Origin of the sequence: Deinococcus cellulosilyticus NBRC 106333 = KACC 11606, from assembly GCF_007990775.1 — a bacterium.
Taxonomy (GTDB): Bacteria; Deinococcota; Deinococci; order Deinococcales; family Deinococcaceae; genus Deinococcus_C; species Deinococcus_C cellulosilyticus.
Genome location: NZ_BJXB01000006.1, coordinates 91,576 through 109,435 on the forward strand (window position 1 = coordinate 91,576; position 17,860 = coordinate 109,435).

The 17,860-nt window shown below is 56.8% G+C and carries 18 protein-coding genes; 8 read left to right on the top strand and 10 right to left on the bottom strand.

Going from position 1 to position 17,860, the window contains the following annotated elements; genetic code table 11:
* Positions 1-27: 27 nt before the first annotated feature.
* Both DC3_RS08355 and DC3_RS08360 read right to left on the bottom strand, forming a co-directional pair.
* The gene (locus tag DC3_RS08355) at positions 28-789 is read right to left on the bottom strand and encodes a sterol desaturase family protein (protein ID WP_146883894.1); all 762 of its coding nucleotides are present in this window, start codon (positions 787-789) and stop codon (positions 28-30) included.
* A gap of 16 nt (positions 790-805) precedes the next feature.
* The gene (locus DC3_RS08360) at positions 806-2,167 is read right to left on the bottom strand and encodes a DUF2252 domain-containing protein (protein WP_146883895.1); all 1,362 of its coding nucleotides are present in this window, start codon (positions 2,165-2,167) and stop codon (positions 806-808) included.
* Between the two features lie 101 nt (positions 2,168-2,268).
* Between DC3_RS08360 and DC3_RS08365 the strand changes: the two genes are divergently transcribed.
* Positions 2,269-3,216: a sucrase ferredoxin gene (locus DC3_RS08365; protein ID WP_146883896.1), complete on the top strand. Its 948-nt coding sequence runs from the start codon at positions 2,269-2,271 to the stop codon at positions 3,214-3,216.
* Here the strand turns inward: DC3_RS08365 and DC3_RS08370 are convergent.
* The 3 genes from DC3_RS08370 to uvrC all read right to left on the bottom strand — a co-directional run bounded on the left by DC3_RS08370 (position 3,201) and on the right by uvrC (position 6,168).
* Positions 3,201-3,962, bottom strand: a complete 762-nt coding sequence (locus tag DC3_RS08370) for a methyltransferase domain-containing protein (protein WP_146883897.1) — start codon at positions 3,960-3,962, stop codon at positions 3,201-3,203. The genes DC3_RS08365 and DC3_RS08370 overlap by 16 nt on opposite strands.
* A gap of 64 nt (positions 3,963-4,026) precedes the next feature.
* Positions 4,027-4,269 carry a hypothetical protein gene (locus DC3_RS08375; protein ID WP_146883898.1) on the bottom strand — a complete coding sequence of 81 codons (243 nt, stop codon included), beginning with the start codon at positions 4,267-4,269 and terminating at the stop codon, positions 4,027-4,029.
* Positions 4,270-4,326: 57 nt separating this feature from the next.
* Positions 4,327-6,168 carry an excinuclease ABC subunit UvrC gene (gene uvrC, locus DC3_RS08380; RefSeq protein WP_146883899.1) on the bottom strand — a complete coding sequence of 614 codons (1,842 nt, stop codon included), beginning with the start codon at positions 6,166-6,168 and terminating at the stop codon, positions 4,327-4,329.
* 386 nt (positions 6,169-6,554) lie between these two features.
* Here uvrC and DC3_RS08385 point away from each other — a divergent pair, with 386 nt between their 5' ends.
* Together DC3_RS08385 and DC3_RS08390 are read left to right on the top strand one after the other, a co-directional pair.
* Complete coding sequence (locus tag DC3_RS08385) at positions 6,555-7,439, top strand: EamA family transporter (protein WP_246130604.1); 885 nt, start codon at positions 6,555-6,557, stop codon at positions 7,437-7,439.
* A gap of 45 nt (positions 7,440-7,484) precedes the next feature.
* On the top strand, positions 7,485-8,768 hold the full coding sequence (locus tag DC3_RS08390; RefSeq protein ID WP_146883900.1) for a CCA tRNA nucleotidyltransferase: 1,284 nt from the start codon (positions 7,485-7,487) through the stop codon (positions 8,766-8,768).
* A 37-nt stretch (positions 8,769-8,805) separates the two neighbouring features.
* Here the strand turns inward: DC3_RS08390 and DC3_RS08395 are convergent, their stop codons facing one another.
* From DC3_RS08395 to DC3_RS08410, 4 genes are all read right to left on the bottom strand, one after another.
* On the bottom strand, positions 8,806-9,801 hold the full coding sequence (locus tag DC3_RS08395; RefSeq protein ID WP_146883901.1) for a dipeptidase: 996 nt from the start codon (positions 9,799-9,801) through the stop codon (positions 8,806-8,808).
* A 182-nt stretch (positions 9,802-9,983) separates the two neighbouring features.
* Positions 9,984-10,658 carry an HAD family hydrolase gene (locus DC3_RS08400; RefSeq protein WP_146883902.1) on the bottom strand — a complete coding sequence of 225 codons (675 nt, stop codon included), beginning with the start codon at positions 10,656-10,658 and terminating at the stop codon, positions 9,984-9,986.
* The gene (locus DC3_RS08405) at positions 10,655-12,064 is read right to left on the bottom strand and encodes an alpha-amylase family glycosyl hydrolase (protein WP_146883903.1); all 1,410 of its coding nucleotides are present in this window, start codon (positions 12,062-12,064) and stop codon (positions 10,655-10,657) included. Before DC3_RS08405 ends, DC3_RS08400 begins: the two co-directional genes overlap by 4 nt.
* A gap of 176 nt (positions 12,065-12,240) precedes the next feature.
* The gene (locus tag DC3_RS08410) at positions 12,241-12,861 is read right to left on the bottom strand and encodes a hypothetical protein (RefSeq protein WP_146883904.1); all 621 of its coding nucleotides are present in this window, start codon (positions 12,859-12,861) and stop codon (positions 12,241-12,243) included.
* Between the two features lie 230 nt (positions 12,862-13,091).
* Here DC3_RS08410 and gluQRS point away from each other — a divergent pair, with 230 nt between their 5' ends.
* The 4 genes from gluQRS to DC3_RS08430 all read left to right on the top strand — a co-directional run bounded on the left by gluQRS (position 13,092) and on the right by DC3_RS08430 (position 16,340).
* Positions 13,092-13,982 (top strand): tRNA glutamyl-Q(34) synthetase GluQRS, encoded by an 891-nt coding sequence (gene gluQRS / locus DC3_RS08415; RefSeq protein WP_371863435.1) that lies wholly within the window; start codon positions 13,092-13,094, stop codon positions 13,980-13,982.
* Positions 13,983-13,990: 8 nt separating this feature from the next.
* On the top strand, positions 13,991-15,238 hold the full coding sequence (gene trpB / locus DC3_RS08420) for a tryptophan synthase subunit beta (RefSeq protein ID WP_146883906.1): 1,248 nt from the start codon (positions 13,991-13,993) through the stop codon (positions 15,236-15,238).
* Positions 15,235-16,017, top strand: a complete 783-nt coding sequence (gene trpA / locus DC3_RS08425) for a tryptophan synthase subunit alpha (protein WP_146883907.1) — start codon at positions 15,235-15,237, stop codon at positions 16,015-16,017. The genes trpB and trpA overlap by 4 nt, the downstream gene beginning before the upstream one ends.
* Before the next feature lie 92 nt (positions 16,018-16,109).
* A complete protein-coding gene (locus DC3_RS08430) occupies positions 16,110-16,340 on the top strand; it encodes a hypothetical protein (RefSeq protein WP_146883908.1) in 231 nt (76 codons plus the stop codon).
* Between the two features lie 25 nt (positions 16,341-16,365).
* Here DC3_RS08430 and DC3_RS08435 read toward each other — a convergent pair whose 3' ends face one another.
* Positions 16,366-16,686 carry a CpXC domain-containing protein gene (locus DC3_RS08435; RefSeq protein WP_146883909.1) on the bottom strand — a complete coding sequence of 107 codons (321 nt, stop codon included), beginning with the start codon at positions 16,684-16,686 and terminating at the stop codon, positions 16,366-16,368.
* 136 nt (positions 16,687-16,822) lie between these two features.
* Here DC3_RS08435 and DC3_RS08440 point away from each other — a divergent pair, with 136 nt between their 5' ends.
* Positions 16,823-17,818 (top strand): NAD(P)/FAD-dependent oxidoreductase, encoded by a 996-nt coding sequence (locus tag DC3_RS08440; protein ID WP_146883910.1) that lies wholly within the window; start codon positions 16,823-16,825, stop codon positions 17,816-17,818.
* Positions 17,819-17,860 lie beyond the last annotated feature (42 nt).

Below are 17,860 nucleotides of genomic sequence, written 5' to 3' on the forward strand. Positions count from 1 at the left end.
GAAAACCACTCCAATTCGGAGTGGTTTTTATGGTTTTCTGGAGGCAGCTTTTTGGAAATCCTCCTCATAAACAGGGGAGAGGGTCCCAAAGAGCCTGTCCCAGATCAGGGTGTAGAATCCGTAATTGTGGTGGGCGTCCTGATGGTGCTCGGCATGAAAGGTGCTGGTGGAAATCTCTTTCAGCACAGGTCTTTTGATCCAGGCCAGTGGAAAAGGCTCCACCCCAACATGCCCGAGCAGACCAAAGACCACATTGAAGGTCAGGTACAGCACCATGCCTTCGATGGTCGCTGGATAGATCCAGACTGCGATAAGCCACAACAGTCCGAATCCCAGCACTTCCAGCGGGTTCAGCACAAACAGGGTGAGGGGTCTGGGATTTTCGTATTTGTGATGGGTCAGGTGGGCCCAGGGGTAGATTTTCGGATGGTGGGCGATGCGGTGCAGCACATACATTCCCAGATCCATGCCCAGAAAGAACACCACGAAATCCAGCAGGACCCGCAAGAAAGTGGCAGGCACGGTTTCAATCCAGCCATGTCTCCACATCCACAGTCCCACAGCAGTGATCAGGGTGTTGAGCAGGACCGTCGAACAGGCCAGCATCACTTCCGTCACAGTCAGAGGAGGTGGAACCTCTGCCACGCGGTGATTGCGGTTGAGCCGAATGATCACCTCACCTGCGACAACACTGACCAGCACAATCAGGATGTTCCACACCAGAGCCCACAGGCAGGCCTGCACAAAAGGCATGGTGTAAAGGGCCTGACTGAAGTGCTGAAGGATCATGTTGTCAGTGTACCTTTTAGATCCCCCACTCAACAGGGATTTCACCCGCATGTGCGGCTTTGAGCAGCTGGTCATGGTCTGCCTGGTTCAGTTCTGCATAACGCAGTGCAAAGTTTGCCAGTGCTTCATCAAAGGCAGTTTCTTCCATCAGAAATCCAGAGATCAGAGCGGCATCACCACTGCGCGCATGGGCACGGGCAAGGACATAGGCGCACAGTTCGCTGTACTCTTTGAGGTCCTGTGCACTGAGGTCATTGATGTCGATGCTGCCTTTGCGGTCCCTGAGCTGCCGAACGTAGAAATTGCGGTTCCGGAAGGTGCTCCATCCCAGAAAGATGTCACTGTTGGCCTGCATCAGTTTCTGTCCAGCGACCACCCGCTGACCGTGGTGGCTGTATGCACTCTGGCCCAGAGCTTCTTCCAGCACACTCGGAAAGGCCTGTTTGAGTTGCAGCAGCAGGGTGTCTTTGCGGTCCTGGCCTTGCATCAGTGCGAGGTACGCCTGTCTGCCTGCGCTGCCCACACCTGTGAGGCGAAAGGCGGCATCCACAAAGGTGTACTTGCTGAGCAGAAAATGCCGGTCATCGGGAAGGCTCTCCAGATAGGTGCTGAAAAAATGCTGGAGGCTCAGATGCAAGGTGCGGTTGTCCACAGGCTCGATCTTCGGAGGGTCAGGTTTGAATTTCCATCCTGATGCTGTCCAGAGGGCCATTTTCTCCACTGCAGTCTGGGAGGTCTTGTCTTCAGCTTTGCGCACACTTTTGCGCATATGGTCCCTCGCCTCATCCAGCATGTCCATGACCCTTGTGGTGCCAATGTGGTGGTACCACACCTCCAGATGTCCCATCTTTGCAAAATCAGCGGTGTGTTCCCGGTAACTTTGCAGGGCAGCCTGCACAATGTTGCGGGCGGTGCTTTCTGCAAACCCCAGATGCAGGGCGGCCACAGCGCAACTTGCGGTGAGCCTGTACAGATCGAACTCGAAAGGTCCCGGCAGGGTCTCATCGAAGTCATTCAGGTCGAACATCATGTGCCGCTCGGGAGAGGCGTACAGGCCGAAGTTCCCCAGGTGGGTGTCCCCGCAAAGCTGCACCTGCACGCCAGAGCGGGGCAGATGGGCCAGATCGCGGGCCATCACGGCTGCACCTCCCCTGAAGGTGGCAAATGCACTTTCCAGCATGCGACCATACCGGATGGGGATGTACTTTTTCAATCGGGTGGAGTCAGAGTCCTGAAACAGGGCCAATGCGGTTTTGTTGTGGCGATCGGGCCTGAAATCTCTAAGGGCCTGCAGGTCAAAGTTGCCTCTCAACTCCTGACCTTTTCGCAGGCGCTCTTCGGGTGAAGCCTGAAAATCCAGTTGAATGTGTGCTTTCATGATTCTTTTCTCCAGTTGTTCCTGATTGTAGCTGTCTGTCTGTGCCCTGTCTGTTGCTTTGCGCCCTTGTGCCTGTACCCCAACTCCTGTAGGGTGAAACCGTGAGCCATTATCAGTTGTGTGCCATCACTGCGCGAGAACTCGGTGAGAACCCTCTGGGCAGTGCCTCCACACCGAGTGCCCTGGTCCTGCTGGCCCTGCCGCAGTCGCGCTGGAAGCAGTTTCGGGAAATTGAGCACATGTCTGCAGAGGTGCAGGAGGTGGTGCGTTCCCTGAAACCCGCCCCGACCATCCTCACCCTGAATCCCGACCCTGTCTACACCCGACCGGGCTACGTGTTTGCTGCCCGGTTGAACTGGACAGACAGTGGCATGCACCCCCAGGCCTTCATGATCACCGAAGCCAATCTGGAAGAGGCTTTTATTGCCCTGCTGCAGGAAGACTGGGGCACCCTCTCTCCCTGGGAGGTGGAGGCTCCTGAACGGATGCTGCTGGTCTGCACCCATGGCAGTCACGACTCAGCCTGTGGAAAGCTGGGGTACCCGATTTACCGTCACTTGCGTTCCCAGGCCTCTGCACACACCCAGATCTGGCGGGCCTGTCACATTGGTGGGCACCGTTTTGCCCCAACCCTGCTGGACCTGCCAGAAGGCCGTTCGTGGGGGTTTCTGGACCAGGAGAAGGCAATCCAGATCCTGAAGCAGGAGGGCCCTCTGGATGCCGTGCGTGGCCACCTGCGTGGATACATGGGCCTGTCACCTTTTGCGCAGATTCTGGAGGGTGAACTGTTTTTCCAGCATGGTTGGGAATGGACCCGCAAGCCCCGTGTGCTGGAGCTCCAGCAAATTGAAGGGGAAGTGACCAGCAAGCCTTTTCAGCAGAAGCATCCGGTGCAGAGGGCTTTCGTCGAGATCAGCACGGACACCCACCTTTACAGGGGAACCGTGGTGTACCACAGAACCGGCCAGACGGCCCTGAATTCAGGGAAAGTGCCGCTGGCCGACATTCACGAATACCATCTGGAAAACTGGTCTCAGGAAGATCTCTGAGCGTAGAGCAGGGTCCGTTTGAACCCATAGAAGACCTGATCGCCAGGATAAAGCACCTTCAGTTCTGAGAGCATGTCCATCAGGAAGGACTCTTTCAGCTCTTCAGGAAGGCTGCCCAGAATCGGGACCAGCAGGGTGCCTTTCACCCATTCCAGCATGCCTTCTGCTCCAGGGACCACATGGGGGTAGACCTTCTGGTAGCACTGGATGTCCTGCCCTCCCAGGGCGTAGAGCACTTCTGCATACTGATCAAGGGGGAGGACATTGCGGTGTGCACCTTCCGGGCTCACAAACTCCCGGTAGGGGTCTTTCTGGACAAGTTCTCGGGCAATGCGGTGGGTGGCGTGGTCGAAGTTGCTGGGGAGCTGTACTGCAAGCTGCCCTCCGGGTTTGAGCAGGTTCCACATGTGCTGGAGGACGCCTGGATGGTCCGGCAACCATTGCAGCACCGCATGGGAGAACACGATGTCATGTTCACCTTGCACCTCCCTGAGGTCCTGCATGGCAAACTGCACCTGTTCGGTGGCAAGTCCTGCGGCTTTGACCAGCATTTCTGGGCTGGAGTCAATCCCCAGCACCCGGGCATCTGGAAAACGGTCCAGCAGTTTCACTGTGAGGTTTCCCGGTCCGCAGCCCAGGTCGATGATGGATGGACGCTCAACAGGTTTCAGGTGGGAAATCAGGTCGTAAAAAGGTGCTTCCCGCTCGGCTTGAAATTTGAGGTATTGATCAGGGTTCCAGGTCATGTCTGCAGTCTAACATGACCTGGAACCATTTGTTACTACTACTGTGGTAACACCAATGGCAAAGCTACAGCGAGTCGGGTTTCATCAGGGTGATGCCCGTATCGGTGTGAATCAAACGCAAGAGACGGTTGGCACGCTCCACGAAATGATCGACATTCTCATAGAGGTACACAATCCGTCCACTGGAGAGATGCACCTGCAGGCAGCCTTCCCCAAGGTCCCGCAGCAACTGAATGTGGGTCACATTGATCACATCCAGGCCGATGGGACCATTGGCCTCCAGGGCAACGTTGGCAAAAATCAGCATACAGAGAGTTTAACAGGAAAATCTGGACAGGTGACACACCAAACCTGTGGAAATTCTTCACCCACTGTTCTGATTCAGGGCCTCCAGATAGGTCTTGATGGACTTCGCTGCCCCCATGCCCACCCCGGGCACCCGGGCAATCTCCTCCACAGAAGCCGCCTCCAGATCTGCCATGCTGGTGAAGTGCTCCAGCAGGGCCTCCTGGCGTTTTTTGCCAATTCCAGGCAGGTCATCGAAGATGCTCTTGAACATGCTCTCCCCACGGAGTTTGCGGTGGTAGGTGATGGCGTAATTGTGCACCTCATCTCGCACCGCAATCAGCATGCGCAGGGCCGGATGGGTCTCTGAGAGCAGCAATTCCCGGTTTTTCCCCACTTCCGTACCCGTTTCCAGCCACCACTGTGCTCCGTAAAGGGAAGGCAGGATGATCCTTTCTTCCCGTTTGGCGAGGCCCACCAGAGGCACTTTGATCCCGGCTTCCTTCAGGGCGTCCAGTGCAGCATTCACCTGACCCCGGCCCCCGTCAATCAGCATCAGGTCCGGGAGGGGCAACTTGTCTGACAGAGACCCTGTGAACCTGCGGTAAATGGTCTGGCGCATGCTGGTGTAATCGTCGGGGTGTTCCAGACCCTGCACCTTGAACCTGCGGTGCTGGCCTTTGCGGGAACGGCCCCCCTCAAACACCACCATTCCGGAAACAATGTGGGTCCCAAAAAGGTTGCTGTTGTCGTATCCCTCGATCCTCCACGGTCTGTCTGGCAGAGCCAGAACCTCTCGCAGGGCTTCGAGGCCCGGATGGTCCCCCCGTTTTTCCAGCAGCAAGAGTTCGGATTCCAGACTGTTCTGGGCGTTGCGCTGGGCCATGTCCACCAGATCGGTCTTGTCGCCCCGCTGAGGAATGCGCAGTTCGATTCTGCGGTCCACCTTTTTGGACAGGAAATCGGCCCACAACTCCTGGTCCTCAAGTTCGGTGGGCAGCAGAATCAGGGGGGGAATGTGGGTGGCCTGGGTGTAGTAGTCCTGCAGAAACGCGGTCAGGATTTCTTCCGGGGTGGATTCTGCCGCTCCGGACAGGAAACGCTTGTCCCGTCCGATCACACGGCCTGCCCGCATGCGGAACACCTGCACCATTGCGTACTCACCTGCCACAGCGAATCCCAGGAAATCCAGGTCTTCAAGGGTCATGGTCATGGCGTGCTGCTCTGCTCCAAACAGTTTCTCCACAGCCTGAATGCGGTCGCGGATGTGCCCGGCCATCTCAAAATCCTGTCTTTTGGCAGCCTCACGCATCTGGTCTTTCAGGGACTCGGTGACCCGGGCCACCTTGCCTTCCAGCAAAGCTTTCACGTCTTCAACAATGCGGTCATACTGGGCTTTGTCCGCACGGTTCACGCAGGGGGCCAGACACCTTCCCATGTGGTAATTCAGGCAGGGACGGTTTTTCTTCTGCATGGGATAACCACTGTTTTTGCGCAGGGCAAACATCCCATCAATCAGGTTCTTCACCCGGTGCACGGCGCTCGCATCAGGATAAGGCCCATAGTAGGAACCCCCATCCTTGATGACCCTGCGTGTCACAAGCAAGGTGGGATACTGCTCGGCAGTGAGTTTCAGGAAAGGATAATGTTTGTCGTCTTTTAGCAGCACGTTGTAATGGGGACGGTGCTGCTTGATCAGATTGGCTTCTAGGACCAGGGCTTCCATTTCATTGCGGGTGACAATGAAATCCAGACTGGTGGCGGTTTCGGTGATTTTTCCACTCTTGCCCCCGGCCTTGAAATGGCTGGTGACACGGTTTCTCAGGACTTTGGCTTTCCCGACATAAATGATGGTGTCTTCCTTGCGGAAGATGTACACGCCGGGTTCTAGGGGCAATACGGGAAGGTCGTCAAGACGCACCCCACCATTTTACATGTTCTGTTCTGATCAGAACGTAAACCATGTGGCAGACTGGATTCTGATCATCTGGCGGATGTCATGAAAAAGGGAACCAAAAAAGAAAACGAGGAAAAGTTAAACAAAAATTTCACAAATATATTCAATCCAAATTTAGATCCCAACAAGGTCCTTGCCCCTTCCAGCAAACCGCACCTCAGACTGGTCCTGTCGGTTTTCTGGCAAGTGGACCTGTGCCATGCTCCACCTTCATCGGTATGATCCAGTCCTGTTGAACCGCCATCGGAGAACCCGATCCACCTTTGCAAGACCGCAAGAAGTCCCGATTCACTTTCCTGACCCTCACCCTTATAGTGGGCTCTACTGATCTGACCGGAAAGGTTGTGCCAATGACCCAGACCACCCCAGCTTCCCGCCCCTTTCTGCCACCAGTTCCGGCAGCCATTGCAGCCATGCTGTCCATTCAGGCCGGGGCTGCTTTTGCAAAATCCCTCTTTGCCACCATTGGCCCCATGGGCACCACCAGTCTGAGGCTGGCTCTGGCTGCACTGGTGCTGGGCCTGATCCACCAGAAGGCCCTCAGAGGGATGAAATTTGAAGCCTGGAGAGCCATCCTGCCTTATGGTCTGGTGCTGGGCCTGATGAACCTGACCTTCTACCTCTCGGTGGAGCGTCTCCCTCTGGGCCTCGCCGTGACCCTGGAATTCATCGGTCCCCTGGGGGTTGCCGTGCTCAGTTCCCGAAAACCCCTGGATTACCTGTGGGCACTGCTTGCAGGTCTGGGCATCCTGCTGATCTCTCCCTGGACGCCCGGCAGCAATGTGGACCCCATCGGCGTCATGTGGGCCCTGATCGCAGGGGTCTTCTGGGGCCTGTACATCGTGATGGGTCAGAAGGTCAGCCAGCAGGCCTCGTCCCGACAGATTGTGGCTGCAGGCATGCTGATTGCCTGCATCATCCCCTTTCCCATCGGGGTTTTCACTGCGGGAACAGCCCTTCTGGAACCTGCCATTTTGCTCACAGGTCTGGCTGTTGCTGTGCTTTCAAGTGCCCTGCCTTATTCTCTTGAAATGGTGGCCCTCAAAGCCCTGCCTGCGCGCACTTTTGGCATCCTGATGAGCGTTGAACCTGCCATCGCTGCCGTGCTGGGCATGGTCTTCCTGAAAGAGCACCTGAACCTGCTCCAGTGGATGGCCATTGTCTGCGTGATTGGTGCCTCGATTGGCTCGACGCTGGGGTCCCGCAACACCACCCACGCAGAAGTGCTTAACTGATCCAGCACAGGCGGAAAGCTGCAGAACCTGCCACAATGAATCGTTATGGACGCCGTCAAGACCATCATCCACACCATCGAACAGGCCGGAGGCCGATGTTACCAGGTTGGAGGGGCGCTCAGGGATGAGCTGCTTGGCCTCCCCGGAAAAGACCGTGACCTGCTGGTGACGGGCCTCAGTCAGGAACAGTTGAAGAAGGTGCTCCCTGGCAAGGTGGGTCTGGTGGGTGCCTCTTTCGAGGTCTTCAAAGTGACCCAGGAAGGGGAGACCGTTGACGTGGCCCTCCCCAGAAACGGTCTTGATCTGGAAGACGACCTGCGTCACCGGGACTTCACCATCAATGCCCTTGCCCGCAGCACCAGCGGTCTGGTCGATCCCACCGGAGGCCTCCAGGACCTGCAGAACCGCATTTTGCGCATGACTTCCCCTGTCATTTTCGAACAGGACCCCCTCAGGCTCCTGAGGGCCATTCGTTTTGTGGCAAAGCTGGACTTTGAAATCGAGCCTGCAACCCTGCAGACCATGACCACACAGGCCCACCTGCTGGATCAGGTCTCACCAGAACGGGTGCAGGAAGAATGGCTGAGGCTTCTCCGTTGTCCGAATGCGGACGCCGTGCTCAGGGCACTGCGGATTTCACGTGACACAGGCATTCTGGACCGGATTTTTCCAGAGTTTGCCCCATGCATCGGCTTTGAGCAGCACAACCCGCACCACCAGTTCACCGTCGATGAGCACATCTTTGCAGCCGTACACCATGCTGTGCGCAGAGGGTTTTCTTTGCGCACCCGTCTGGCCCTCTTTTTCCATGACATCGCCAAACCGGCCTGTTTTTCCAGAGGGGCAAATGGAGTGGGTCACTTCTACGAGCATGAGCATGTGGGTGCCCGCATGACCCGGGAAATCCTCACCCGCCTGAAATTCTCCACCCACTGGATTGACAGCGTCAGGAAACTGGTGCGCAACCACATGCGGCCCCCCACCGACCCGAGCCGCAAAGCCCTGCGCCGTTTCATGAACGATCTCGGAGAGGCCTGGGAAGACGCACTGGACATGCGCGAAGCGGATCTGGCAGCCCACCTTGTTCCTGCAGGATTTGATCCTGAAACGTGGTCCGCAGGCATCCGTCAGGAAGCCCTGAACATGCCCCTGGTCGCCACCTTCGATGAAAGGCAGCTTGCCCTCTCGGGACACACCATCATGCAGGCGTTTCAGGTGCAGGGGCAGGAGGTGGGACGCCTGAAACAACTTGCCGTGCAGGCCATCATTGAAGGGGAACTCGAAAATCAACCCGAAGCCATCCTGGCCTTTCTGGAGCACAAAAAATGAAGCTGGATCTTTTGGGTCCAGCTTCAAACTGTTCATCTCAGATCGACCGTGCCAGCCAGGTCAACCAGTTCTGAAATTGTACGCCTGCTCTGGCAGGCTCAGGGACCAGCTGAAAAAACTGCTCAAGGTCCTTCAGGTGCAACAGTTCCCTGGGGGTGCGTTCCAGACCAAAACCACCATCGAGATCCGAACCCAGCCCGATCCGGTTCCAGCCAATCAGGCCAGCAATGTGCTCTGCATGCACCAGCAGGTCTGCAAACCCCACATCTTGTTTGGGCATCCCGCGCTTGAACCCCTTCTTGATGAACGAACTGAACATCACCAGCCCAATCATCCCGTCCATTTCCCCAATTTTGCGGATCATGGCATCAGAAAGCTGGCGGTCCGTGGGAATGAGGGCCTGGGCATTGGAGTGCGAGGCAATCACCTTCTGGTGGATCTCCACCATCTCCCAGAATGCCTGCTCGGCCAGATGGGAGGCGTCCAGCGTCAGGTTCAGGTCCCTGATGGCATGGACCAGTTCAACCCCCTCAGGCGTCAGCCCACCAGGGGCATTGGTGCCCCCAGAATAGCGGGTGCGCTCCCAGGCAAGCCCAACCACCCTGAGACCTTCACGGTGCCAGAACTGCAGGTCCGCAGGGTCCACAATCGGGTCGGCCCCTTCCATCAGCAGAATGACCCCCAGAGGGGCATCTGCATCATGGTTGTTCCAGTGCTCCAGCAGTTCACTGCCGGATGTGAGCAGCCGGATGTGCCCCTGGTCCTGCCAGCGCAGGTACTGGTCCAGTTGCTCCAGTGCAAGCGTTCTGGCTTCCTGTGCTGTCACGTACCCCTGAGGATGGTCTGTGCTTCTGGGATAGGCCCACAGGGTCCCCATGCACGCCCGCACCCCTGCCTGCTTCAGGGACTCAAAATTCACAATGGCGGTCTCACCATTCATGGACTGGGGAAGAGGCCGGGTCAGGTCCCGGCCCTCGGCAGCGTTGAACGCCAGATCGAGATGTGCGTCGAAAATCACGCTCCAATCTAACATGAAATGCCGAGAACTCAGGGCAGAAGGCAGAAGGCAGAAAGCAGCAGACTGCCATTGTCTCGTCTGGAAAAACTGCAGAGGCAGGCCACAGGTTCACACCAGCTTGTCAGGACATCCTGAGGTCCACCAAAAGCCAGAAAACCTCCCCGGAGAATCCAGGGAGGCTCGGGACGTAAAAATGTTCAGTCCTGAACGGTCAGACCAAGGTGATCCAGCACCCCATGCAGGTCATGGATGGCGTCAGGGTCACGGTTGGCACGGTCGATCCACAGGGCTTCCATGCCTGCCTGTCTGGCAGCCTCGACATTTTCGAGTTTGTCATCCACAAAGAGGATCTGCTCAGGTCGCTGACCGAGCAGTGCTGCAACCTTGCTGAACACCTCCACCTCGGGCTTGTGCACCCCCAGGGAGCAACTGGCGAAGGCCTGATCGATCAGGCCTTCGATGCCCAGGGCCACCAGGGTGGGTTCCATGCTTGGGAGGGTGTTGGACAGGATGGCCGTGGTGTACCCGTTCTGTTTGAGGATCTGCAGGACCTGTTCGGTGTCTTCGTAGGACCGCAGGAACGCCCAGTAGGGGAAATGCTTGCGAACCTGATAGGCGGTGTCCAGAGGCACACCCATGCGGACAGCCAGTTCTTCACAGTATTGCTGCCAGAAGGCTTCTTCGTCTTCGTGGGTGCGCAAATTTGGCCAGGCCAGGTCGCTGGCAGCCCACTGCTCCTGCATGGCCTTCAGGACCTGCCGGGCGGAGAGTTCGGGGTGGTGTTCGAGCACCATGCGGGCGGCCTCCTGATACACGGTGGCATCGGAGTAGCCCAGGGTTTCATCGCGGTCAAAAAGGACAGTCTGGATCATTCAGGATGTGTGAAGGCTGCGGCAGAGCGGGGAGGAAGGGACAGGTGCAGGAAGCCATTTGAGCCGCTGAGCCTGGCATCCTGACCGAAAAGGTCCTGGGTTAGGGGGGATTGCACATTCATCTTCAGGCTGAAGGTGCGACGTTCCTTCCCATTGTGCCATGCCACCAGCACTTTTTCTGTGCCGCTCTCGCGAATGAACAGTAAGAGTTCTTCCTCATAGGCAGACGGCACCGGAATCAGTTTTAATGTACCTTTACTCAGCGCTTCACTGGCTTTGCGCACAGCAATGGCTTTGCGGGTCACCTCGAAGGTGGCTTTTTCGGTTTCAGTCCAGCTTTCCTCGAAGCGCATGTCACGGCGGTTGTCGGGGTCGTTGCCGCCCCGCATGGCAATCTCGGTTCCCTGGTAGATCACCGGAAATCCGCGCAAAGTCATCAGGGCGCGAATGCCGTACTGGGTGCGTTTTGCCCCCTCTGCCTCAAACAGGTTCCCGGAGGCGAAACGGGTCACATCGTGGTTGTCCAGAAAGACGGCAAGCTCCGCAGGGTTGGTGTACTCGCTGTCCTGGTTGAGGATGGCCCGCACCTGGCTGAAACCTGCCCCTTTCATCACCGTCTGGTTGATGGCTTCCCGCAGCGGAAAATCAAACACGCTGTTCAGCCCAAGTTTCTGGAAGGCGGCGACTTTTTGCACACTGGCCGTTTCGAAGACCTCTCCAAGGGTGAACACGCCATTGGCCTGATCCTGTGCTCCGAGCTTCTGGATGAAGTCTGCTGGCACATGGCGGATGGCATCATAACGGAATCCATCCACACCCAGCTTTGTCCAGAACAGGTCGTTTTCCATCAGAAACTGGGCCACTTCTGGGTTTTCCTGTTTGAGGTCAGGGAGTCCGGCCAGAGGGCAGAACACTTCAGGGTTGCCCAGGCTTTCACAGTTGGAACCGTGAAACCAGTCCGGTTTTTCTCTGGGCAGGCTGGCATCGTATCCGGTGTGGTTGATCACCTGATCCAGAATCAGCTTCATGTCGTTGTCGTGCACGGTTTTCAGCAGGGTCTGGAAGTCCTCCAGGGTCCCAAAGTGTGAGTCTACTTTCTGGAAATCGGCAGGCCAGTAACCGTGATAAGGGGCAGTGCCGAAGGTGTTGCCCGTCTGCTGCTGGTAGATGGGGGTCAGCCATAGGGTGGTCACCCCCAGGCTTTTCAGGTAAGGAATTTTCTGCAGAATGCCCTTGAGGTCCCCTCCGTGCCAGGCCCTCAGGTCGTCTTTGTTGACCCCCTGGTTGTTGGTGGAATCTCCATCTGCGAAACGGTCCACCAGAATCTGGTACACCACTTCTCCCTGCATGCTGGTAGCGCTTCCATAACCGGCGCAGAGCGCCGCCAGAATCATCCATTTTTTCATGCCATTACTATAGCTGGAGAGCTGAGGCCTGACAAATCCCATGTCGTACAATTCGGGTCACACGGACAAGTCACTTCACCAGACAGGAGCAACGCAGTCTGAGGGTTCAGCCTTATCCATTTGCTCAACTGAAAAACAGGCAGGGATCTCCTGCCTGTTCTTGTGGAATTTTGATGTTACCTGCCCAGGTTCAGGTCCAGGCCACCACCAATGCCAATCCCGACGCTGCCAGAGCCACTGCCGGAACCGCCACCCGTGCTGCCACTTCCACCAACACCGATGTTGATGTTCACACCACCACTGGCACTGCCAGAAGTGCTGCCTGAACCGGAGGAGGTGCTGCCACTGGCCCCACCACTCACGCCACCACTGACGTTACCAGATGTGCTGCTGCTGGTCTGGCCGGTTGTGCTGCCATTGACATTGCTGGAAGTGGAGGTGCTGCCACCAGTGTTGCTCTTGGCGAACAATGACACCAGAGAAGTGGATTTGTTGTTGTAATTGACTTTGAGGGCCTGAAGCTGGGTGGTGCTGTTGACCTGTCCAGACAGCTGGAATTCCTGTTTGCTGCCATTCTTTGCGGTCACCACGACCTTGCTGGCGAGTTTCAGGTCCCCTTTGACGGTCAGTTTGCCATTGGAGTCATAGGTGCCCACAGTGTTTCCTTTGCTGTCCACCAGAACCACGGTGCTGGTTTTCAGGTCTGCGTTCAGGGTGCTGGAAGCCTGGGTGTTGGTCTGTGCACTGGCTGCACCCAGAATCAGGGTGGCAATCAAAAATGAGGTGTGTTTTTTCATGTGTTGCTCCTTTCGTTGTTCCAGACTATAGGCACCCAACCTGACAGGATCACGAGGAATTCCTAAAGTGCAAATGAAGCCCATTTCAGCCTCGGTTCATTTTTGGTGCAAATGAACCCTGTCCCAGATGAGAATGGCCTTGTAGAATGCTTGAGGCTGCAGATGTCACCGGGTGTGTGGCAGATTGTGCGGAATGGCTTTCAATCATGACTGAGACAGGGAAAACAAACTTGAATGTGGATTCTCCCGTGGTGGGAAGGTATGCTCCGAGCCCCACTGGGAACATGCACCTCGGGAATGCCCGCACGGCACTCCTGGCCTGGCTGCATGCCCGTGCGCAGGGTGGCCGTTTCATTCTGCGTTTTGAGGACCTGGACCACACGCGGGTGAGGCCCTTTGCTTACGACTCGATTCGCAAGGACCTGGAATGGCTGGGTCTCGACTGGGATGAGGAGCACATCCAGAGTGAGCGCCTTCACCTGTACGAAGAGGCCTTTCAGAAGCTGGACACCTATCCCTGCACCTGTTCCCGCAAAGACATTCTGGAGTCTGCCTCTGCGCCCCACGGTGCAGAACTGGTGTACCCTGGCACCTGCTTGCAAGGTGAGCTGAAGCCAGATCGTCCTGTGTCCTGGCGCTGGAACGTCCCTGATCTGATCATCACGGTGCAGGATCACCTGATGGGCACCCTCACCCAGAACCTGAAATCAGAGGTGGGTGATTTTGTCCTGAAACGCAACGATGGGGTATTTGCGTACCATCTGGCGGTGGTGGTTGATGATGCCCTTATGGGAGTGACAGAGGTGGTGCGGGGTGCAGACCTTTTCACGGCGACCCCAAGGCAGGTGGCTTTGCAGCAGGTTCTGGGGTGTTCCGTACCTGAGTACTGGCATGTTCCCCTGATGGCCGACTTTCAAGGTGTAAGGTTGGCGAAAAGAAATGGTGCACCCTCGGTGTCCGATTTGCGTAACAATAACATGAACCCACATGCGATTGTGTCGCAGTTGACAAAGAGTTTAGGGTACGATGTACCCGGTACAATTTCAGCCCGCGAGCTTCTTTCAAGTCCTCTAGCAAAGTTAGACAATTCGTATAAGAAATTCCTTGACAGCTCGCTATAGTGTCTCACATGAGCCAATTCAATCTCCCGACCTTTGCTCTGCCTGATGCCAGAGGCCGGTTTGACGAATTCGGCGGACGTTACGTCCCCGAGACCCTGATTCCTGCGCTCGATGAACTGAACCGCGCATATCAGGAAGCCAAAACCGATCCTGAGTTCCTCAGAGAATTCGATTACTACCTGCGTGAATTCGTGGGTCGTCCCTCCCGCCTGTACTTTGCCCGCAACCTCACCGAGCACCTCGGTGGCGCAAAAATCTACTTCAAACGTGAAGACCTGAACCACACCGGTGCCCACAAGATCAACAACACCATCGGTCAGGCCTTGCTGGCAAAACGCATGGGCAAAAAACGCATCATTGCAGAAACCGGAGCAGGACAGCACGGGGTGGCCACGGCCACCGCCTGCGCCCTGTTCGGACTCGAATGCGTGGTGTACATGGGGGCAGAAGACATCCGCCGCCAGAACCTCAATGTCTTCCGCATGAAACTGCTCGGTGCAGAAGTGCGCGAGGTCACCAGTGGCACCTCCACCCTGAAAGACGCCACCAACGAAGCCATCCGCGACTGGGTGACCAACGTGCGGGACAGCTTCTACATCCTGGGCTCTGTGGTCGGTCCGCACCCCTACCCCATGATGGTCCGTGACTTCCAGAGCATCATCGGCGAAGAAGCCAAAGCGCAACTGAAAGAACTTGAAGGCCGCGAAGTGCCTGACGTGATCATCGCCTGCGTTGGTGGTGGAAGCAACGCCATCGGTCTGTTTGCACCTTTCGCCTACCTCCCTGAAAACGAGCGTCCCCGCATCATCGGTGTGGAAGCTGCAGGGGAAGGGGTCGAATCCGGACGCCACGCTGCAAGCGTCTCCGGAGGAAAAGTCGGGGTGCTGCACGGTTCCAAGATGTACCTGCTCTATGACAACGACGGACAGATCACCCCGGCCCACTCCATCAGCGCAGGTCTGGATTACCCTGGCATCGGTCCAGAGCACTCCTATTACGCCAAGACCGGTGTGGCCGAATACGCCCCCATCACCGACGAGGAAGCCCTGGAAGCCTTCCAGGCATTCACCCGCTTTGAAGGGATCATTCCGGCACTCGAAACCAGTCACGCCATTGCACAGGTCTTCAAGACTGCGCCCACCCTCTCCAAAGACCAGATCATTGTGGTGTCCCTCTCTGGACGTGGCGACAAGGATGTCACCGAAGTCATGCGCCTGATGGAACTGCAGCAAAAAAAAGTTGAGGTGAATGCATGAGCCGCATTCAGCAAGCCTTTGACAATGCCAGAAAATCAGGCCGCGCCGCCTTCATCCCCTACCTGCCTGCCGGTTATCCCAGCAAAGCCCAGTTCGTGAAAGACGCCCTGGCCCTGCTGGAGCAGGCCGACCTGATGGAAATCGGGCTCCCATACTCCGATCCCCTCGGAGACGGTCCCACCATCCAGAGGGCCACCGAGAAAGTCCTGCGTCAGGGTTTCACCATGCTGGACTTCTTTGATGCCATCCGTGAAGTGCGCAAGCAGACCGACAAGGCCCTGCTCGTCATGACTTACTACAACCCCATCCTGGCCTGGGGCGAAGAGGCCTTCATTCGGGATGTCAAGGAAGCAGGCATTGACGGTCTGATCCTCCCTGACCTTCCCCCAGACGAGGCAGACACCCTGATTCCCCTCGCTGAAAAATACGATGTGAAACTCACCTTCCTGATCGCTCCCACCAGCACCCCCAACCGGGTGGAACTGGTTGCCCGTTCCTGCACGGGTTTCGTGTATGCGGTCAGTGTGGTCGGGGTGACCGGAGCCCGTTCCGGCGAGGCCCTCTATGAAGTGCCTGACCTGGTGAAGCTCGCCAAGCAGCACACCGGTCTTCCCGTGGCCGTGGGCTTCGGGGTCAGTGACCGTGCCAGCGCAGCAAAAATTGCCAGTGTTGCAGACGGTGTGGTGGTGGGCAGTGCCTTCATCAACACCATCGAGAAAGGGGGAGACCTCACCGGTCTGGCCCGCAACATCTTTGATGGGACCTACAAAGCGTCCTGAGTTCACAAACCACGGACCCGGAGGCCATCCCCTCCGGGTCTTTTGATGGCAGCCCTTATCAAACTCTCCCTGAACTCTTTATATTGGACTCCATGAAACCTTTTGTTGTGGGTTTGCTGCTGGGCCTGATTTCAATGCTCAGTTACCTGATGGGCCTGATGGCTGGTCTGGTGGTTGCAGTGCTGGTCTTGCTCGGATACCTGCTCTTCCTGGTCATCCGCAAAGTGGGACAGGGAGTGGATGAAGTTTGGATGGGCCTGATCCCTGGGGCCATGCTGGGTTTTGGTCTGCGTTACCTCTGGATCAGCGTGCTGCAGGCCTGAACCTTCAGAGGGAACTCCCACACCTTCAGGAGATCTGCCGGACTGGAATGATCAGCAATTTGGCCTGCCCATTTTCCTGATAACTGAATTCAATGGACTCCAGGCGTTCCGATTCACCCACATCCCGGTTTTCACTGCGGGTGTACGGGTTCATGGCGACATTGCGGGCCGTGTCCTGCGTGACAGAGGGCTCTTGGCTGGGATCGACCGTGACTTCTGGTGTGTGGGGATTGTTCAAAGCAAACGTTGTGTCGCAGTGTTTGCAGGTAAAGTCATTGACATCGGTGACCTGGGCAAGGGTGATGGGCAATTCGCGTCCGCACACCGGACAGTTCAGGCTTTCCATAAATCCTCCGCATGAAAATGAAGTGAAACCAGTATAGGAGGAAGTGGACGGCATCCCTGTGTGAATTCGCTCAGACTGGGGTTTTTCCTGAACCGCACCCGACCTGTTTTCCGTACATGGGTAGGAGGAGTTTTCCGTGATTGAATCCCAGCTTTATGACACCATCATCATCGGCGGCGGGCCTGCAGGCCTGACTGCTGCTTTACACCTCGCCTTTCACAAGAGAAAGGTGCTGGTCGTGGACCGCCGCACAGGCCCCCTCTGGTACACCACCACACCCCTGTGGAACGTGCCAGGGTTCATTGGCAAACCTGGGGTCACCATCCAGAAAACCATGCTGAAAGAAGCCCAGGAAGCCGGAGCCGAAGTGGTCAAGGACAGCATTGTTGAGGTCTCGGGTTCGGAAGGCCATTTTCAGCTGACCGGAGAAAAAGGCGTGTATCAGGCAAGGACACTGCTGCTGGCCACCGGGGTTGCCCGCCATCACCCTCTGGTGAATGGGGATTTCGAGCCCTGGTTCAAGTACGCCGCAAAAGGCAACACCTATTATTGCCCGGATTGTGAGTCCCCAGAGCTGCTCGGGCAGGATGTGGTGGTCATTGAAAGCCACAACCCCAATGGTGGGGTCTCCCAGGGCAGTTATCTTGCCGAGTTTGCATCCAGGGTGCGCCTGCTGCTCACGGGTCCCACTGAATTCAAGCCTGAGTGGGAAGCAAAACGCAAGGAACTGGGCTTTGATGTGATTGAGGGTCAGATTCAGGATGTGGAAGGCTCAAAAGGTCGGGTGCATGCCCTGATCCTGAACGATGGCACCCGTGTGGAGGCAGACGCCTATTACGTCTCCAACCCCAAGTTTCCCCGCAACGACCTTGCAAAACAGCTCGGGGCAGAAATCGGTCCCAGGGACCACATCGTCACTGGTCCCAGAGGCCAGCTCAGGAAAGCAGGTGGCCTGGACACCGAATTCATTCCTGGCGTGTGGGCGGCAGGGGATGTGCAACCGCAGACCCAGCAGGTGACCATTGCCATGGGATCGGGCAACAAGGCTGCAGTGATGATCGACCAGCACCTGACCCACCTGCAACTCCGGCAACTGGGCAAAACCCAGGATGTTGTGACAGCACACGACTGAACCGATCAAATGAAAAAACCCTGTCCTCCTGAGCAAGACAGG